The organism is Peribacillus sp. YIM B13477, from assembly GCF_042787955.1.
Classification (GTDB): domain Bacteria; phylum Bacillota; class Bacilli; order Bacillales; family DSM-1321; genus Peribacillus; species Peribacillus frigoritolerans.
Genome location: NZ_JBHZPD010000007.1, coordinates 79,794 through 98,613 on the forward strand (window position 1 = coordinate 79,794; position 18,820 = coordinate 98,613).

At 42.9% G+C, this 18,820-nt stretch carries 18 protein-coding genes and 1 pseudogene; 11 read left to right on the forward strand and 8 right to left on the reverse strand.

Translation table 11 applies throughout. The features are described 5' to 3' along the window. Positions 1–3: 3 nt before the first annotated feature. Entirely contained in the window at positions 4–342 is a 339-nt protein-coding gene (locus ACFX4H_RS19550) for a DUF485 domain-containing protein (RefSeq protein ID WP_377436059.1), read from the reverse strand. A gap of 225 nt (positions 343–567) precedes the next feature. Between ACFX4H_RS19550 and ACFX4H_RS19555 the strand changes: the two genes are divergently transcribed. From ACFX4H_RS19555 to ACFX4H_RS19595, 9 genes are all read left to right on the forward strand, one after another. Next, positions 568–1,536: an efflux RND transporter periplasmic adaptor subunit gene (locus ACFX4H_RS19555; RefSeq protein WP_283866869.1), complete on the forward strand. Its 969-nt coding sequence runs from the start codon at positions 568–570 to the stop codon at positions 1,534–1,536. A 1-nt stretch (position 1,537) separates the two neighbouring features. Then, complete coding sequence (locus ACFX4H_RS19560) at positions 1,538–2,278, forward strand: ABC transporter ATP-binding protein (RefSeq protein WP_034316058.1); 741 nt, start codon at positions 1,538–1,540, stop codon at positions 2,276–2,278. Then, entirely contained in the window at positions 2,205–3,395 is a 1,191-nt protein-coding gene (locus ACFX4H_RS19565; RefSeq protein ID WP_377436060.1) for an ABC transporter permease, read from the forward strand. The genes ACFX4H_RS19560 and ACFX4H_RS19565 overlap by 74 nt, the downstream gene beginning before the upstream one ends. Before the next feature lie 108 nt (positions 3,396–3,503). Beyond that, entirely contained in the window at positions 3,504–4,175 is a 672-nt protein-coding gene (locus ACFX4H_RS19570) for a response regulator transcription factor (protein ID WP_034316054.1), read from the forward strand. Between the two features lie 10 nt (positions 4,176–4,185). Continuing rightward, entirely contained in the window at positions 4,186–5,424 is a 1,239-nt protein-coding gene (locus tag ACFX4H_RS19575; RefSeq protein ID WP_377436061.1) for a sensor histidine kinase, read from the forward strand. A 112-nt stretch (positions 5,425–5,536) separates the two neighbouring features. Continuing rightward, positions 5,537–5,992, forward strand: a complete 456-nt coding sequence (locus ACFX4H_RS19580; RefSeq protein ID WP_377436062.1) for a hypothetical protein — start codon at positions 5,537–5,539, stop codon at positions 5,990–5,992. Positions 5,993–6,252: 260 nt separating this feature from the next. Beyond that, positions 6,253–7,437 carry a NupC/NupG family nucleoside CNT transporter gene (locus ACFX4H_RS19585; protein WP_048685673.1) on the forward strand — a complete coding sequence of 395 codons (1,185 nt, stop codon included), beginning with the start codon at positions 6,253–6,255 and terminating at the stop codon, positions 7,435–7,437. A gap of 149 nt (positions 7,438–7,586) precedes the next feature. Continuing rightward, entirely contained in the window at positions 7,587–8,546 is a 960-nt protein-coding gene (msrB, locus tag ACFX4H_RS19590; protein ID WP_377436063.1) for a peptide-methionine (R)-S-oxide reductase MsrB, read from the forward strand. Positions 8,547–8,568: 22 nt separating this feature from the next. Next, positions 8,569–9,423, forward strand: coding sequence for an STAS domain-containing protein (locus tag ACFX4H_RS19595; RefSeq protein WP_241636684.1), 855 nt, complete (start codon positions 8,569–8,571; stop codon positions 9,421–9,423). A 49-nt stretch (positions 9,424–9,472) separates the two neighbouring features. Here the strand turns inward: ACFX4H_RS19595 and ACFX4H_RS19600 are convergent, their stop codons facing one another. The 4 genes from ACFX4H_RS19600 to ACFX4H_RS19615 all read right to left on the reverse strand — a co-directional run bounded on the left by ACFX4H_RS19600 (position 9,473) and on the right by ACFX4H_RS19615 (position 13,637). Further along, the gene (locus ACFX4H_RS19600; protein WP_054398508.1) at positions 9,473–11,125 is read right to left on the reverse strand and encodes a glutamine--tRNA ligase/YqeY domain fusion protein; all 1,653 of its coding nucleotides are present in this window, start codon (positions 11,123–11,125) and stop codon (positions 9,473–9,475) included. Positions 11,126–11,413: 288 nt separating this feature from the next. Next, positions 11,414–12,154, reverse strand: a complete 741-nt coding sequence (locus ACFX4H_RS19605) for an amino acid ABC transporter ATP-binding protein (RefSeq protein ID WP_034316039.1) — start codon at positions 12,152–12,154, stop codon at positions 11,414–11,416. 11 nt (positions 12,155–12,165) lie between these two features. Continuing rightward, positions 12,166–12,831: an amino acid ABC transporter permease gene (locus ACFX4H_RS19610; protein WP_377436064.1), complete on the reverse strand. Its 666-nt coding sequence runs from the start codon at positions 12,829–12,831 to the stop codon at positions 12,166–12,168. Positions 12,832–12,857: 26 nt separating this feature from the next. Then, positions 12,858–13,637 carry a transporter substrate-binding domain-containing protein gene (locus tag ACFX4H_RS19615; RefSeq protein WP_241636683.1) on the reverse strand — a complete coding sequence of 260 codons (780 nt, stop codon included), beginning with the start codon at positions 13,635–13,637 and terminating at the stop codon, positions 12,858–12,860. A gap of 467 nt (positions 13,638–14,104) precedes the next feature. Here ACFX4H_RS19615 and purU point away from each other — a divergent pair, with 467 nt between their 5' ends. Continuing rightward, on the forward strand, positions 14,105–15,007 hold the full coding sequence (gene purU, locus ACFX4H_RS19620; RefSeq protein WP_034316032.1) for a formyltetrahydrofolate deformylase: 903 nt from the start codon (positions 14,105–14,107) through the stop codon (positions 15,005–15,007). Positions 15,008–15,338: 331 nt separating this feature from the next. Here purU and ACFX4H_RS19625 read toward each other — a convergent pair whose 3' ends face one another. The 3 genes from ACFX4H_RS19625 to ACFX4H_RS19635 form a co-directional block, all read right to left on the reverse strand. Further along, positions 15,339–15,998: an SIMPL domain-containing protein gene (locus ACFX4H_RS19625; protein WP_098185048.1), complete on the reverse strand. Its 660-nt coding sequence runs from the start codon at positions 15,996–15,998 to the stop codon at positions 15,339–15,341. A gap of 139 nt (positions 15,999–16,137) precedes the next feature. Continuing rightward, positions 16,138–16,332, reverse strand: coding sequence for a YwbE family protein (locus tag ACFX4H_RS19630; RefSeq protein ID WP_034316239.1), 195 nt, complete (start codon positions 16,330–16,332; stop codon positions 16,138–16,140). A 112-nt stretch (positions 16,333–16,444) separates the two neighbouring features. Further along, on the reverse strand, positions 16,445–17,965 hold the full coding sequence (locus ACFX4H_RS19635) for an FAD-dependent oxidoreductase (RefSeq protein ID WP_377436065.1): 1,521 nt from the start codon (positions 17,963–17,965) through the stop codon (positions 16,445–16,447). A gap of 343 nt (positions 17,966–18,308) precedes the next feature. Between ACFX4H_RS19635 and ACFX4H_RS19640 the strand changes: the two are divergent. Beyond that, positions 18,309–18,614, forward strand: a pseudogene (locus ACFX4H_RS19640) (ParM/StbA family protein); the annotation flags it as partial. Between the last annotated feature and the right edge of the window lie 206 nt (positions 18,615–18,820).

The window sequence follows — 18,820 nt, forward strand, 5'->3', positions numbered from 1 at the left end:
CTTTTATCCTTTCGCTTCTTTAACGATTTTTTCTACTAATTGGTCAAATTTCGCAGCTTTTCTGGAATAGAGGATACATAAAGTCCAGGTCATGATAAATTGGGCGAAGGCAAAAATCCAGGCCCAGCTGATTGCCCCGAAAGCAATTGAGTTAAGAACTTTAGAATAGGAAGTTAGTATGGGTAGGGTGAAATAAAAGACCATGAAAAAGATGGATAGCGGGACGATGAAATTGCGTTTTTTCCTTAAGAGTTCTTGAAAAGATTGTGATTGGACGATCTTGGTGTAGTCCGCGGAAGCGCTTACCTCGGTTTCCTTAGCGATTGAATCGTTTGATGCCAAGTTGGTTCCCCCTTCATCATTATTGATTTGGTTTTCATTACCAATTTACGATAACAGTATCAGTATATATTTTTCAGAATATATTGTAAATTTAAATGCTGAAATTAAAGTTTTTTTCGTTCGACATAGTTTTTTCTTTTTACGCACAAGCAAAACCATTAAGGAAAAGTTAAGCTTCTTTCACGATACTGGTTTCAACGAAGGAAACCTGAAAGGAGAAAAGTGATGAAAAAGTTGATAGTGATAGGTTCGGTTTTAGTGCTGGCGATTGGGGGAAGCGTTTGGTTTTTCATGAAGGACAATGCAGAGCCTGTCATTGCGAAATCGGTGACGGCTACAGTTGAAAAGGGAGATCTTGAAGTGCAAATAAGCGGTTCCGGATCGGTCGCTGCAATCAATAGTGAGGACATTACATCTTCCGTAACGGGTGAAGTGGACGAAGTCCTTGTAGAGAAGAATGAATTGGTTGAGAAAGGTGATGAACTTATTACCTTCACGGATGGAAGTGACCCGATAACGGCCCCATTCGATGGTACCGTTACAACAATGGAAGTTGAAGAAGGGGATCGTGTATCAAGCAGTGAAGTGTTGGCACATGTTACGGATTATAAAAAATTGAAAACCACGATCAGTGTTGATGAATTGGATGTTCCAAGTGTTAAAAAAGGACAAACGGTTGAAATTAAAGCCAGTGCTTTTGAAGATGAAACGTTTACGGGGGAAGTAACCAGTGTAGCAAAGGAAGGTACATATGAGAATGGAGTTTCTTCATTCGATGTCACTATCAAAATTGACGAACCCGGCGATATAAAAATTGGGATGTCGACTGAGGTGAGCATTTTGACGAATAGTGTAAAAGATGCTTTATATGTTCCGATTGAAGCAGTCCAAATCGACGGGGAAGAGAAATATGTGAATATACAACAATCCGGTACAACTGAAGGAGCTGCCAGTACAAAGAAAGTGGTTGAGACTGGAATCAGCAACGATAGATATATTGAAATAACTTCAGGGCTTGAAGAGGGACAGTTTGTTTCCTTGCCTATCACCATCAATGAAAGCTCCACTGGCAGCGGCGGCGAAGGAATGAGGGGAGGCCAAGGAGGCGAGATAAGAATGCAGAGCGGCAGCGGAATGCCAAGCGGCGGGATGCCAAGCGGTGGCGGAATGCCGAGTGGAAAGGGAGGTCAGTAAAATGGCGAAACCCATCATAAAAATTAAGAACATGTCTAAATCATATGAATTAGGCGGTGAAACGGTCAAGGCACTTCAGGATGTCTGTCTTACAATCGATAAAGGCGATTTCATTTCGATCATCGGTCCTTCTGGGTCAGGGAAATCGACGTTCATGAATATGATTGGCTGCCTTGATAAGCCTGACATAGGTGAATATCTTCTTGATGGTAAAGAAGTGGAAAAGATGAAGGATAATGAGTTAGCTGCCATTCGTAATATTAAAATAGGGTTCATCTTTCAAAATTTCAATTTGTTGGGAAAACTGACAGCGTTGGAGAATGTCGAACTTCCCCTGGTTTATAGAGGGGCAAGCGTGAAGGAAAGAAGAGAAGTGGCCAATGCGTGCCTTGATATGGTGGGCCTTGGTGACCGGAAGAATCATCTGCCGACCCAACTGTCGGGTGGACAGCAGCAAAGAGTTGCGATTGCAAGGGCACTTGCCGGTAATCCTCCCGTTTTATTGGCAGATGAGCCGACGGGGGCGCTTGATAGTAAAACGAGTAAAGAAGTGCTGCAGATGCTGAAAGAATTGAACGGGAAGGGACAAACAATCATTCTTATAACCCATGACTTGGAAGTGGCTAAAGAAGCGACTCGTGTCGTCCGGATACAGGATGGTCAGCTATTTGAAAACGGAGGTGATTGGATTGAACCTGAGCGAATCAATGAAGATGGCTATACGCAGTATCAAAACCAATAAAGTCAGAGCATTTTTAACCATGCTTGGGATCATAATTGGAGTTGCCTCCGTAATCGTTCTGGTTTCAATTGGGCAAGGTTCTTCAAAGTCCGTTCAGGATGAAATCAATAGCCTGGGAACGAACCTGATAACGGTAAGTGTCACGGATACCGACTCCGTGGAGCTGACGGATGATACAATTGAACAGTTTAGAGAGCTGAGCGGGATAACGGAAGTGGCGCCTGTGGTCACTGGACACGTTTATGCCAAGAACGGAGAAGCTACGGCGCAGGTTTCAATGACCGGTGCAACTTCATCCTACTTATCAGTCAGGGATCTAGAGCTCAGTCAAGGCCGGTTTTTGACGGATATGGAAACGGAATTACGCTCCAAGGTCGTTGTCCTGGGGTCGGATGCAGCCACCACGCTTTTTGAAAATCAAAAAGCCGTGGACCAGAACGTGCTTATCGGCGGTGTTTCCTATCGCGTAATCGGTGTCCTGAAATCGGTAGGCACCTCAATGGGATCGAGCGGGGATGATGTCATCATTGCACCTATCACCACTGCCGAAAGGGCTACAGGCAGCACGACAATCGGAACCGTCTATTTAAAAGCGGAGAACGAGAATATCATGGATAGGGCAATGTACCAGGTACAAGGTGCGATGACCACATCATTCCCAGAACAGAGTGAAAACTACTCGGTGTCCAATCAAGAAGATCTGATGGATACAATGAGCTCTGTATCGGACACGTTCACACTCATGCTTGGCGGTATTGCCAGTATTTCGTTACTGGTAGGCGGAATCGGGATCATGAATATCATGTTGGTTTCCGTCTCGGAGAGGACAAAGGAAATCGGGATTAGAAAAGCAATTGGGGCAAATCGGAAGTCGATTCTTCTTCAGTTCTTAATTGAAGCGATGGTCCTGAGCTGCTTCGGGGGACTGTTGGGAGTTGGAATTGGCTTGGGAATCGCAAAATTGATTTCAGCTTTTTCAAGTTTAACGATTAGTTATTCATGGACGGTGACATTGTTTGCCTTTTTATTCTCCATTTTAATCGGGATAATGTTTGGTGTATTTCCTGCCAATAAGGCATCCAAATTAAATCCAATCCAGGCACTGCGTCACGAATGAACATACCATTTTGAAAGAAAGCAGGCATTAAAAGCCCGCTTTCTTTTGCATATGAAAAAGGATAAAATCAACATATATCACAATTGAGGCGGTTGGGAGGTACCCTGCATGAAGGTTTTGGTGGTAGAAGATAATGTTTCATTATTAGAGTCGATCCGACAGATTTTGACGGATGAATATGAAGTCGATACAGCGGATAATGGGGAAGATGGGCTATTCATGGCTCAACAAAGTATTTACGATATCATCATTTTGGATGTAATGCTTCCGGGGATCGATGGATTTGAAATCGTACGGAAAATCAGGGAAGCAAAAATAGATACAAGTGTCTTGTTTTTGACGGCAAAAGATGCACTTGAGGACCGTGTCAGAGGGTTGGAAATGGGTGGCGATGATTATTTAGTCAAGCCGTTTCAGGCACCGGAACTTAAGGCCAGGATTCGTGCCCTGCTTCGAAGGAGTGGCATTATTTCGCTAGAACAGCATGTGAAATACCGTAATATTGAACTGTTGGAAAAAGAAAAGGATATTTTGGTTGATGGAAAGGTCATTAAAATGACCTTGAAACAGTTTGAATTACTGGAATACCTGATTCAAAATAATGGGAAAATATTGACCCGTGAGCAGATTTTCGACCGCATTTGGGGGTTTGATTCAGATACGACGATTGCCATTGTGGAAGTGTTCATCCATCACCTTAGAAAAAAATTGGAACCTTTCAATTATCATAAAGATATTCAAACCGTTCGGGGTATTGGTTATATGCTAAAACAACCATAAGGGGATCATTATGTTCCAAAAAACAAGGCTTCAACTAACAATATTGAATTCTATCGTCTTTATTGTCTTAATAGCCATATTAAGCAGAACGATTTATTTCTATACGGAAGACCAGATCTATAAGGATGTCAATGATTCACTTATAAAGGATTACCGGGATTTCAATAATGGCGGCATGCCAGGCGGACGTCCGCAAGGTGAGTTTCTCTTAGGACCGGGGCCAAGCGTTATCGTTTGGGGGCCGGATGATACGATCATTGAGCCAAGACTGAGTGTAGACCATTTTTTTAAGGTTAATGAACAACAATTTTCCCCTAAAACTTTTGATGACATTGAAGAAATTTCAGTGAATGGATACACGTATCGGGCCCTTTCCACCCAGGTCGATACGGGGTATGGACAGATGGCCGTACAATTCATCAGGAATGTGGATACAGAAAAGGAAATGCTCGATCGTTTGCTGCTCATATTGTTTGTTGGTGGAGGAATTGGAAGTCTAGTGGCGGTGGGCGCTGGCTATCTTCTGGCAGGAAGGGCCTTGATCCCGGTCAAGAAATCCTGGGATCAGCAGCAGCAGTTTGTCTCGGATGCTTCGCATGAAATTCGAACGCCGCTTGCTGTCATTCAATCGCGGGCTGATTTGCTATTTCAATCACCTAACGCGACAATCGAGGAAAAAGCCGTTGATATATCCATCATTTCGAAAGAAGTCCGCCGATTGAATAAGCTTGTTAACGGACTTTTGACCTTGACCAGAACGGATTCGAATCAAATGGAGGTTAAGAAATCGAACTTTTTCCTTGATGATCTACTTATGGATATCGTGGAACAGTATACGGATATCGCTTCTTTTCAAGAGAAATCAATCATTAGCCATGCTCCCGAACAGGTAGTGTTTCATGGGGATAAAGAGAGAATTCATCAGCTATTGGTGATCTTGGTGGATAATGCCATGAAATTCACCGAGGAAGGCGGGGAAATTTCCCTATCCTGCATCAAGAATGCTTCATCCATCATTCTTACTGTAGAAGATAATGGAATAGGCATTCCACAGGAAGAACTCCCCTTGATTTTTAACCGTTTTTACCAAGTGGAGCAATCCCGTTCGGCAAATGAAGGCTCTGGCTTAGGTCTATCCATAGCCAAATGGATTGTAAACACACATCAAGGGAACATCAAGGTTACAAGTGAGCAGAATGAACGGACCCGTTTTGAAATCACTTTTCCGAGAAATCAAAGGAAAAATTAGCTGCCATCCAATACGAAAAAGACTCTTACTTTCTTCCTTGCTTCTTAAGGGAAAATTAAGGGTCTTTTTAGATAATCATCTTATAAATACATTTATTTTCGGAGGAGAATCATTGATGAAAAGACTTGGCAGGTTACACTTTTTGGTTGGAATATTGGTTTCGGTCCTATTAATGGCCCAAGCAGTCATCGGGATCATGATGTATGTGGATGGAAGCGGCAATGAGCCCATGAATCGACAGGCGGTGATGGGTCAGCCTGCCGACCGCAGCAATACAACAGATTCGGATAATACGGAAAAATCGGCTAGTAGCAGTACGGAGACAGATGATTCATCGACGGAAACGGCAACTAATGATACGCAGGGCACTCCGCAAGGGGAGCCTAATGGTTCCGGGACTTCAGGAGAAATGCCAAGTGGCGGCGGTTTCCAAGGCAGAGGCTCTTTTGCTGGGAAATTCATCGACTTTTATCAAGGGGCAGGTGGCTTGGCCGCTTCCATCATCATCTTTGTAATTGGAGTCACTGGATTAGCGACAACGGTGATATCCAGAAAAACAGCTGCCTGAATAGTCGGTATGAGGCAAGAGGAGGTTCCTTTCGAAGGGGAGCCTTCTTTTTTTATTCACGAAACCCATTATTGTCACTAATTGTTATTTTAAAAAGGGAAATAATAATTGCACTAAAAAAAATATTAGTTTAATATAGACTTCTGGAGAGGTACGTACATGTATTTTGGATGAAAGAGAAAACGTTTGCATAAATTATTTGAGGGTATCCTACTATTAATGCACGAACATTAAATTCACCCTTAGTGGAGGCAGAATATATGAAATTTCTGATTGCAATTTTAGGACTGCTTATTGTTTTTGGACTAGCTATCTTAGTCAGCAGTGACCGGAAGAAAGTTAAAATAAAACCGATCATCCTCATGGTGGTCATTCAGCTTGTTTTAACTTATTTATTATTAAACACGAAGTTTGGCTTAGTGATCATCAATTCAATTGCCGATGGCTTCGGAAAACTTTTGGAATGGGCAAATGAAGGGATCACCTTTGTATTTGGCGGGATTGTAAATGAAGGAGCATCGCCCTTCTTTTTAAATGTCCTTCTTCCTATCGTATTCATCTCCGCATTAATCGGGATTTTACAGCACTTCAAGATCCTTCCGTTCATCATGAAGTGGATTGGATTCGTTCTAAGTAAGGTGAATGGTATGGGTAAATTGGAATCTTACAATGCGGTTGCATCAGCAATAGTAGGCCAATCCGAGGTTTTCATAACCTTGAAAAAACAACTCGGTGCCATTCCGCCATCTCGCATGTATACGCTTTGTGCATCAGCCATGTCAACAGTATCGATGTCGATTGTCGGTGCTTATATGACGATGATTGAACCAAAGTACGTCGTGACGGCCATTGTTATTAACATGTTTGGTGGATTTATCATCGCATCCATTATCAATCCTTATACAGTAACGGATGCAGAGGATATTCTCCCTGTTGAAGAAGGGGCAGAGAAGCAGTCTTTCTTCGAAATGCTTGGGGAATATATCATGGATGGGTTCAAGGTTGCCATCACTGTAGCAGCGATGTTAATTGGTTTCGTTGCTTTAATCGCCGGGATCAACAGCATCTTCGACATGATTTTCGGCATCAGCTTCCAAGACATCATGGGGTATATCTTTGCACCGTTTGCCTTTATCATGGGTATACCGATTTCAGAAACCGTGACTGCTGGTGGAATCATGGCGACGAAACTGGTAACCAATGAATTCGTTGCCATGCTGAGCTTAGGGGAAGCATCAGCTGCCTTGAGCGAAAGGACGATAGGGATCGTTTCGGTTTTCTTGGTTTCATTCGCCAATTTCTCATCTATTGGTATCATTGCCGGTGCAGTCAAAGGACTTCATGAAAAACAGGGAAATGTCGTAGCCCGTTTCGGCTTGAAGCTGCTATACGGTGCGACTCTTGTCAGCATCCTATCAGCGATCATTGTAAGTGTGATACTTTAAATAACGGATCTAACACAAAAGGGCACTTGGGTTTACTCCTAAGTGCCTCTTTTATATTTGTTACGCAAGGTAGAGTTTTTGAATTTGAAGGTGCTTGGCTTGCTGGTATATAATACATAAAATGACAGGCGTGAAAGGGGAGTTTTAGGATGACGATGGATGGAAAAGAAACAGCTATCTTTGCAGGAGGCTGCTTTTGGTGCATGGTTGCTCCCTTTGATGAAATGGACGGTATCATTTCAGTGACATCAGGTTATACAGGCGGTGATTTTTTCGCTCCAAGTTATAAACAAGTGATTACCGGTGCAACTGATCATGTTGAAGCGGTTCAAGTGGTATTCGATCCATCAATCATTTCCTATAAAACGTTATTAGAGATATTCTGGCAGCAAATCGATCCAACAGATGATAATGGACAGTTCTCGGATCGGGGAAAGCAATACAAGGCAGCCATTTTCTATCTTAATGAACGTCAGAAACGGGAGGCAGAACAATCGAGGGAAGATTTAATGATGAGCGGGCGGTTTAAGAAACCTATTGTTACGGGTATTCTACCCTCGGGGGAATTTTACGCCGCTGAGGAATATCATCAAGAATTCTATCGGAAAAACCAATTTCGCTATGCATTGTACCGTAAAGGCTCAGGGCGGGATGCTTTCATTAAAGAAAATTGGCCTAAGGATCATGCACACCTTAGAAAGACCTTAACGGAGAGTCAGTTTCATGTCACCCAGGAAAATGGCACGGAGCCGCCTTTCGATAATGCTTATTGGGAACACTTTGAAGAAGGCATTTATGTGGATGTCGTTTCTGGGGAGCCCCTATTCAGTTCGCGGGATAAATATGATAGCGGTTGTGGGTGGCCAAGCTTCACGAAGCCCATCATGTCGGCAAGTGTCAATGAAAAAATGGATCTCAGCCACCGAATGACCCGGACCGAGGTGCGCAGCAGGGATGCCGATTCACACCTTGGACATGTTTTTCCCGATGGTCCAAGTCCTAAAGGCACGAGATATTGCATAAACTCTGCGGCCCTTCGATTCATCCCTAGAAATGAAATGGAGAAAGCGGGATATGGGGACTTATTATTACTTTTTAAAATGAAATAACTAGGGAGATAGGGGAACACAAATGGATAAAATAGATGAAAATTTATATCGATATATCCTTGATAACTCGTCTAAGATTACGGAAAACTGGCTGGCTTTAAGGGAAAAGCAGTCTGGGTCGATCTATTCAATAGATTCTAATGAGGAAATCGAAAAGCTGCTTAGGGAACAAAATACATGGACCATCAAGACAGTGACAAGTGCTTTACTTGAAGATGAAACTGCTTTTATTGAAACGATGGAGCAGTGGGCCACACTTGTCGCGAAGAGCAGGGTTGAATCGGACACTCCCATTTACGAAGTGTTGGAAGCGCTTAATAAGGTACGTGAAACATATTGGGCATTCATCACTGATTATATGCTCATGGATACGAAGATAACGAAAGAAAAAATCATCCGGTGGAGCCGGCTTATTAATCGTGCCTTCGATCAATTGAACCGTGAGTTCACCGAGCAGTATTACCTTTTGACAAAAGTACGTTTGTCAGCTCAACAGGAGCTGATTAATGAACTGGGCGCACCTGTCATTCCCATTGTTGATGCCATTGCGGTATTGCCGTTAATCGGTGAAATCGATACCTATCGGGCAAAGGAAATTTTGAATGGGACTCCAAGCAAATGCATTAGCAAAAATATCACCCACTTATTCATCGATTTATCGGGAGTCTCCCTTTTGGATACGATGGTTGCCCAACAAATCTACCAATTGATAAGTACCCTGAACTTGTTAGGCATTCAATCGACCATTTCCGGGATTCGACCTGAAGTGGCCCAGACATCGATTCAGTTAGGCCTTGATTTTAGTCAGGTTTCGACACATAGTACTCTCAAACAAGCCCTTTCCAAACAAGGAATCAAGCTATACGAGAAAAAATGATTAATGAAAAGAACCAGATCCGATAGGAATCTGGTTCTTTTTCGTGATTCTATAACTTGAATGAACTTTTCAACCCGACGATTTGGTTGAAGACCAAATGATCGGCCGCAGTGAGTTTTGAATCAACATTATAATAGCCATGCCTGAAGAATTGGAATTTATCCTGAGGCTTAGCATCTTTCATGTTAGGCTCGACAAATCCTTGTAAAATCTCGATAGAATCAGGGTTTACCCGGTCCAGGAATGATTTTTCTTCCTCTTCATCATTTTCCTTATCCAAGATTAAAGGCTGAAAGTTGCGGAATTCTGCTGAAACCGCTTGTGAAGCTTCGACCCAGTGCAATGTACCTTTTACTTTACGGCCAGTGAAGCCCGATCCGCTTTTCGTTTCAATATCGTATGTGCAGCGAAGTTCAATGACGTTACCGGCGTCGTCCTTTATCACTTCTTCACATTTAATGAAATAAGCATGCTTCAAACGGACTTCATTGCCCGGGAAAAGTCGGAAATACTTTTTCGGCGGGTTTTCCATGAAATCGTCCTGTTCGATATATATTTCACGTGAAAACGGGATTTGGCGTGTACCCATTTCCGGTACTTCCGGATTGATCTCAGCATCCAGCCACTCTATCTCGCCTTCCGGATAGTTGGTGATGACCACTTTAAGCGGGTTCAGGATGGCCATAGTCCGTGGAGCCTTCAGCTTTAAGTCTTCCCGCACGAAATGATCAAGCATTTGAGAGTCTACGATACCGCTTGTTTTGGCGACACCTATCTCTTGGCAGAATGCACGAATCGCTTCGGGTGTATAGCCGCGTCTCCGCAAGCCTGAAACAGTAGGCATCCGCGGATCGTCCCAACCGTCCACGAAGCCCTCATCGACAAGTTGCTTCAGTTTTCGCTTGCTCATTACTGTGTTGGTCAGGTTAAGACGGCCAAATTCATATTGCTTTGGTTTGCTTTCCATTTCACAATTCTCAACGATCCAGTCATAAAGAGGGCGTTGATCTTCGAACTCAAGCGTACAAATGGAGTGTGTGACTCCCTCGATGGCATCTTCAATCGGGTGGGCAAAGGCATACATTGGGTAGATGCACCATTTGTTGCCGGTATTATGGTGTTCAGTATGGGAGATACGGTATATGACGGGATCACGCAAATTAATGTTAGGTGAGCTCATATCGATTTTTGCACGCAATACTTTTGCGCCGTTTTCGAATTCGCCGCTGCGCATCTTTTCAAATAGTTCAAGGTTTTCCTCGACGGTTCTATTGCGGTAGGGGCTGTCTTTTCCCGGCTCTGTCAGCGTTCCGCGATATTCACGGATTTGGTCGGCATTAAGGTCGTCCACATATGCCAGCCCTTTATTGATGAGCAGCACAGCTCTTTTATACATTTCATCAAAATAGTCGGAAGCGAAGAAAAGGTTATCCCAGTCGTAACCGAGCCATTTTACATCTTCCTTAATGGAGTTTACAAACTCAATATCCTCTTTCAATGGATTCGTATCATCGAAACGAAGGTTGGTTTTCCCATTGAAATCATCAGCCACCCCAAAATTCAAAATGATTGATTTGGCATGCCCGATATGTAAATATCCGTTCGGCTCAGGAGGGAAGCGGGTGATGACATGATCATGTTTTCCGGACTCTAGGTCATCTTTTATAATATTTTTAATAAAATTCGAAGAGTTATTTTCCAACTGAATTCGACCTCTTTCATTTATATACTTCTTTTAATTTTACCTGTATATATACCATAAATACAGATATTTTTCCATGTTCGAGCCGGAATCACGGTTAATCTGAAACAATTCATCAAGTATTTAGTTTGTACAATCCGAGCGGAAATATCCCTGAAACTTTGATCATGTATATAGGGAACGACCTAACTGGACATAAATTAAACCCTTTTCATCTAAAAAAGCAATACAGGAATTCATGCCTGTATTGCTTAAAATCGCGCTAGCAGTCAGATTTTAGAATTAAAATCAAAAGACTGTCGTTTGCAAAAATTCTTTTGTACGTTCTTCTTTTGGATTGGTGAAGAATTCTTTTGGCGGTCCGCTTTCGACAACCCTCCCATTATGCATGAAGACAATCCAATCCCCGACCTCACGTGCAAAGCTCATTTCATGTGTAACGACTACCATTGTCATCCCTTCCAAGGCAAGTTCCTTCATCGTGGCAAGAACTTCACCGACAAGTTCGGGATCCAGAGCCGAGGTAGGTTCATCAAAGAGCAGGATATCAGGTTTCATGGCAAGGGCGCGGGCGATGGCAACACGCTGTTTCTGCCCGCCTGAGAGCTTGCTTGGATAGACATCCGCTTTATCTGATAAACCGACTTTGGCAAGCAATGTCTTTGCTTCTTCAATCGCTTGGGCCTTAGGGACTTTTTTGACATGTGTCGGTGCTTCGATGACATTTTCCAGTACGGTCATATGCGGGAAGAGGTAGAAATGCTGAAATACCATTCCGACTTTCTCGCGGATTTTATTAATATCATGGGTACCAGGATTGATTTCCGTTCCTTCAATGAGGATTTGGCCGCTGTCTTTCTTCTCTAAATAATTCAAACAGCGGAGCAGGGTGCTTTTTCCGGAACCGCTTGGTCCGATCAGACAGACAACATCGCTGTCGAGTACCTTCATATCGATATCTTTAAGTACATGCAGGTTTCCATACGATTTATTTAAATTCCTAATGCGAATCATTTCTTTTTGTTCCATTTCAATTCCCCCTATCGATCACTGATGGACAGTTTCTTTTCGAATAAATTGACGATAATGGTCAGGAAAGCCACTAGAATCAAGTAGTAGACCGCTACAATCAATAAATAAGTCATTTCATCGAAATTATTCGAGCCCAACGTAGTGGCTACATTAAACAGCTCATTCATGGATATGAAGGCTGCCAGTGATGAATCCTTAAGTCCGATGATGAATTGGTTGCCAAGCGGCGGCAATGCGCGGCGGAAGGCTTGAGGCAAGATGATTCTCCTTAAGGTGAGCGAATTGCTCATGCCAAGGGAGCGTCCGGCCTCCATTTGGCCTTTGTCGATGGATTGAATCGTACCACGTAAAATCTCTGAGATATAAGCTCCATTATGGAAAGCCAGGGCAAGTGACGCCGCCCAGAAGTCCGGCAGTAAGAAGAGATTGCTGATACCGAAATAGAGTATGAATATCTGTACGATTAAAGGCGTTCCCCGTACCAGGAATACATATGTATCTGAAATCCATGCAAGAATTTTTATATTGGATATTTTTAATAGGGCAAATAGCAAACCGATGAAGGTACCCACCAATATGGAGACTACCGTCAGTTCCAATGTGAGGAGCATGGCCCGGATGAATACGTCCGAGGAGCTAAATAATGTATCAAAAAAATGTGAAAAACTTGGCAATGTAATGACTCCCTTTCTATCAATCTTTATTCAGGCTTAGTTGTGATGTCTTCACCAAAATACTTTTTGCTGATTTCAGCAAGCGTTCCATCTTCACGGAGGTTTTCAAGAGCTTCGTTGATGCGTGCAAGCAGCTGAGGGTTGTCGTCAGGCAGTACGATGGCCTGTTCGCTTCGTTCGATCAATTGCCTTCCTTCGATGTCGAAACCTTCCTTGGTCGCTTCCTTGCCGGTTACGAAGTCGGTGATGACGGCATCATGACGTCCTCCGCTCAATGCCTTCAGGGCGGTGATATCACTGTCATACGTTTTTACATTGGGTGTATATTTTTCTGCTGTCGTTGCGTATGTGGAGCCTTTAGAAGCCGCAACTTCCTTCCCCTTTAAATCTTCAACCGTTTTAATATCACTATCCGGGCGAACAAAAATTTGAGGACCTGAGTAGTAATAAGGGGTCGAGAAGGCAACATGTTTACTTCGTTCTTCATTGATTGTATGGCTGGCAACCGCGGCATCTGCCCGACCGGTTTTAACACCTTCCACAATACCTTTGAACTTTATCCGTTTAGGCACAGGTTCTAGGTCGAGTTCCTTTGCAATTGCATCGCCAACTTCAATGTCGAATCCGGTTACGGTCATGTCATCATTGACATAACTGAATGGCTTGAATTCACCTGAGGCAGCAAAAACAAACTGGTCCTCATTGATTAGCTTACTCCCGTCCTCAAGCTGGTCCTTTTCGGCACAGCCGGATAGAAGACCAAGAGCTGCCAGAATGGATACAATGAATGTAACGGATGATTTCATGATAATTTCATTTCCCCCTTTGAAAAAAAACTAATAGAATGGTCTATACCCTTATGAGGCAATGAATAACCTTATTAACTATGGAAAATAAACCTGAAACCAAAAAGGCTGTCCAGCACATACCGACATCTCATCCAAGAATCCCCCTTCACTATGCATTTCATAAAGGTTCTCGGCCTTTGCCTTCATTTCCTTCCAAATTACATGTAATTTCCTGAAAAAATGACAAAAATTACTTAATAGGAGAAGAAATTTAGGATTGAAACAATTCAGGCTGATGATTTATCTATCGAAAGCGAAAAACTGAGGATAACCGTATCTAATGAATGGGATGGGATAAAACTGTGGAGTATTTTAGGCAATGTTGATTTTGTCTACCAACAAAGTCCCGATTTGATTGACTGACTTTAATTTTGGCCATGAATTGAAGTATAATATAGCAAAATAGAAGAAGGGTAGTTGGGAAAATGGTTAGCAACTTTGTGCAAGAGCAGTTACAGGAATATCGCGAAAGAAATCAAGATAGAGGCCGTTTAATTATAAAATGTCCGGACCAGCCGGGAATTGTTTCGACAGTTACGGCTTTTCTTAAAGAATATGATGCAAATATTGTTGAATTGAGTCAGTATTCGATGAATCCTGAGGGCGGTACCTTTTTCACCAGGATCGAGTTCGATTGTCCAGGATTGAATGACAAGGCAGCGGATATGCAACTGGCATTCCAGGAAGTTTCGACAGCATTCTCGATGCAATGGACATTTAATCATGTGAGTGATCTGAAGAGGACGGCAATCTTCGTTTCAAAGGAACCCCATTGCCTTTTGGAATTGCTATGGGAGTGGCAAAGCGGGGATTTATTGGCTGACATTGCACTGGTCATCAGCAATCATGAAGATACGAGGGAAATTGTCGAATCGATGGGCATCCCGTTTTATTACATTCCTGCCAATAAGGATATACGTAAGGAAGTGGAAACTAAACAGCTTGGACTTTTGGAAGAATTCAAAGTGGACCTTATTGTATTGGCCAGGTATATGCAGATATTGACGCCGGACTTCGTAGCGGCCCATCCGAACAGGATCATCAATATCCATCATTCATTTTTACCTGCCTTCATTGGAGCACGGCCTTATGAACGAGCTTATGACAGGGGTGTTAAGCTGATTGGGGCGACTTCCCATTATGTGACGAATGATTTGGATGAAGGTCCAATCATCGAGCAGGATATCGAACGTGTGGACCATCGTGATTCTGCCGGGGATATGAAGAAAATCGGTCGTTCTGCTGAACGCCGGGTGCTGGCACGTGCCGTTAAATGGCATTTGGAGGACCGCGTCATTGTTCATGAAAATAAAACGGTAGTCTTTTAAAATGAAAAACCCCCCTTTGGGTTGCCAAGGGGGGTTCCATTTGCGCCCATCCTAGAACCATGATTTTAGTGGAATACTGAATTATCCTGCATATTTTTAACATGATTATAGGAATGAAACCCTTACTAGATTGAAGAAATTTGCGACACTCCTGCCGAATAACTGGCTAGCTGAGACCCCGGGGACGCTTGCCGGTGAGGAGGCTTGGCAGACAGTCGACGGAGAACCTTTTTAACCGAATTGAAAGTAAATTAGTTCTTCTCTAATTTGTCTACAGTCTGAATCCCCCTTTAGGTTAAGGGGGGTTTTTTATGATGGAATTAAGTGAGTGCTAGTACGAGTATTCCACCCTCACTGAGGCAGTTATGTTCAATTCACCAGGCTGAATCGGGGTAGTCGCCATTTTTGAAAGAGTACTTGTTTGAAAAAGCATTGGAGTTGCCGTTTCAGATAGTTCTTCAACCCTATTAGGGACTGGGTTCAATGAGATTCCTAGCGTTCGAGCCATGGAAAGAGCCTTTTCGTATGCATTTTTTAAAGCGAGAGAAAGTGCCTGGTTATAGTATGCATCTGGATTGGATAAAGAGAAGCGGATGCTGGTGATTGAATTGGCACCGCTTCTGACGGCCGTGTCGATTATGCTGCCTATTTTCTCGATGTCGGTCGTTTGGGCTTGTATGATGTGCTGGACTTTGTAGTTCTTGAACAATTCCTTTCCGTCAATATAATCATATTGTGGATCGATTCTGTAATCACTCGTTTTCAATTGCTCTTCGGGAATGCCCGCGGATTTAAGTGATGCGATGACATTTGCGATTGCTTGGGAATTGGCTTGCTGGGCCTTTTGCGGGTCCTCATCCTCTGTTATGACTCCAAGGGTGATCGTGGCTTGATCCGGAGCAGCAGATAGCGTCTCTGAGCCGGAAACTTTCAATATATGTTCATCGGTGCGGTAATGATCCCTAAAGGGGGCATTGTATTCTTGATTCATTTTGACACCAGCCTTTTTATAGAGATAATCTCACCCCTATTGTACGAATTATGAATGGGAAACATGATTGAAATATCCCCCTTTGTCATTAATTCATCGAACAAACACAAAAAAACACTCGGCCTGGACCGAGTGCACATTACTTATGAATGACTTGAACCCTGCCCACCTGGCCATCAGTCAATCTTACTTTAATTCCATGAGGGTGGGTGCTGGAGTTGGTTAAAATATCCTTTACAGTGCCGCTTGTCAGTTTTCCGGTGCGTTGATCTGCTTTAAGTACAATGTCCACAGAGGCACCTGGGGTAATATCTTTCCGGTTTTTACCGTTCATGTTCGATTCATTCCTTTTCAGAGTTATTTGCAGCCATTCAACCATGCAGTAACTTCAGTATAAGGAAAACGGCGGGCCCAGTCGACTATTAGATAAAATCACAAATTGGCAGTTAGCGAATTTTCTTCAATGGTTCGACAGCAGGACCATTTAACACTTCACCAGCGATGGAGTAGCGGGAGCCATGGCATGGGCAATCCCAAGTACGGTCGCCGCTATTCCAGGCAACTTCACACCCCATGTGTGTACATGTGGAATCAACAATATGAAGCTGGCCATCATGGTCACGGTAACACCCAGCTTTGTCTCCATCCACCTTCACGATTGCTCCTTCATCAATTCCTATGTCTTCCGGGGTTTTATGATTGACAGCCAATTTGCCTTTGATCAGATGCTTCGCCACATCAGCATTATCTTGAAGAATATTCTTCACGCCTTTTAAACGGGCAGGATCATACAATTCCGCATACCGGTTATCTTTTTGCAAAATCCGGTCAGTTAAGATCCTGGCGGCAATCGATCCATTCGTCATTCCCCATTTCGCATAGCCGGTAGCTATCAGGACGTTTTCTTGGTTGGCTGTCACTGGACCGACGAAGGGGATATTATCCGGTGTCACGATATCCTGTGCCGACCAGCGGTAGGGAATGTCTTTCACATCGAAATACTGGGCACTGAAGTCCTTCAGTGCTTCATAATGCTCGATCGTCGAGATTCCCTGGCCTGTTTTATGGCCATCTCCGCCAACAAGTATAAGTTTTTCCCCATTGTCCAATTCCGTATAGCGAAGGGAGCGGCTAGGGCTGTCTGCACTGTAATACATCCCGCCTGGATACTCCTGTTCAGTCCTGATGCCAAGCACATAGGACCTACTTACATGAACACGGGCAAAGTATAAGCCCTTTTCATCATTGAAGGGGAAGTGGGAGGCCACGATGACCTGATTGCTTTTGATGGAATGTCCCGTATCCGTCAGAACGGTTGGTGGATCGCCGTCTTCAATTTTCATTGCCGTTGTCCGTTCATAAATGGTGCCTCCTGCATCGAGAATTGTCGAAATGAGGGCGGTTAAATATTTTAATGGGTGAAACTGTGCTTGATCTTTCATTATCACAGCAGCTTTACATGGAATGGAGAAAGGGATATTCTCCGCATAATCCCCCCGAATGCCAAGTTTTTGATAGGCCCTCAGTTCTTTTTGGATTTTGCTTATATATTCATCCGTATTTGCGTACACATAGGCATCCTGTGCAGTCAAATTACATTCAATGGAATGTTCTTCCACCAAGTCTTTAATCAGCTTCATTCCATCTGTATTGGCTTCATAATAAAGCTTGGCATTTTCTTCGCCATGGTCAGTGATCAACTGGTCGTAAATCAGACCATGCTGGGCCGTGATTTTTGCTGTAGTGTGTCCTGTCGTTCCGGTAAGGATTTGGCCTGCTTCAATCAGTGTGACTTTTACACCTTGTTTAGCAAGTAGGTAAGCAGATGTGATTCCGGTAATTCCGCCGCCTACTATTAAGACATCAGTGCTTAAATCTGTATCTAATTTAGAAAAAGAAGGGAATGTCAACGCACTGCGCCAATAAGGTTCCGGAAATCGGGGAAGGTCTGTATTTTTTTCAGTCATTTGAATACCTCCATACAGTTCATTAGTGAATCGTCCATTTATTACCATACCCAAATTCACTATTTATACGCTTATTTTTGTAAGAAGAAAGACTAAAAAAATACATTATTTGGTTCGTTTACAAATATGTATACATGTAAACGAAAATAGATAGTTTGTACACAAATATGTATACATGTTTACAAATGCGTATACATTGCTATATATAAGGTGTATACATATTTGTTCCTATTGTAAACAATTTGAAAACAAGCTACAGCTAATGAAGCATCGACAAATATAAAATCTCTTCTATCGAGAGTGCTCCACCTAATTTTTTCTATGAAAAAGGGGGTGTTTTTAGATGAGTTCTAGAATCGCAGCAATAGACGTAGGAAATGATGCAATTAAAGCTATTTTTGGAGAGTTAGAGTCTGGAACTATATATACATTGCAAAAGACATGAAGATCGGGCCAGTCATAGGAATAGAAGAACTCGATGTAAAAAAACTTGGAAGGGATACATATTAGAGTCCATTCACCAGCCTTGCAAGACAATAATGCCATTTATCTTGTCGAAAATTTAGTGACAAAAAGTGATAACCCAACAGAACTAGATTTGGGGAGCAGTAAATCAGAGGAGGACCAAACATTAGTATTTGCGTATAGCATAAGCATCTTGTACATTCAATAGAATGTTCTTCTATCAATCCTTTGATAGCTCCGTTCCTTCAGTATTGGCCTCATATAGTATAGTCTGGCCTATTCCTCACTGTGATCAGTAATAAATTGGTCGTAAATCAAGCCGTGCTGGACCGTGATTTTTGCGGTTGTGTGGCCTGTTGTTCCATTAAGGGTCTGCCTCAATGAATGTGG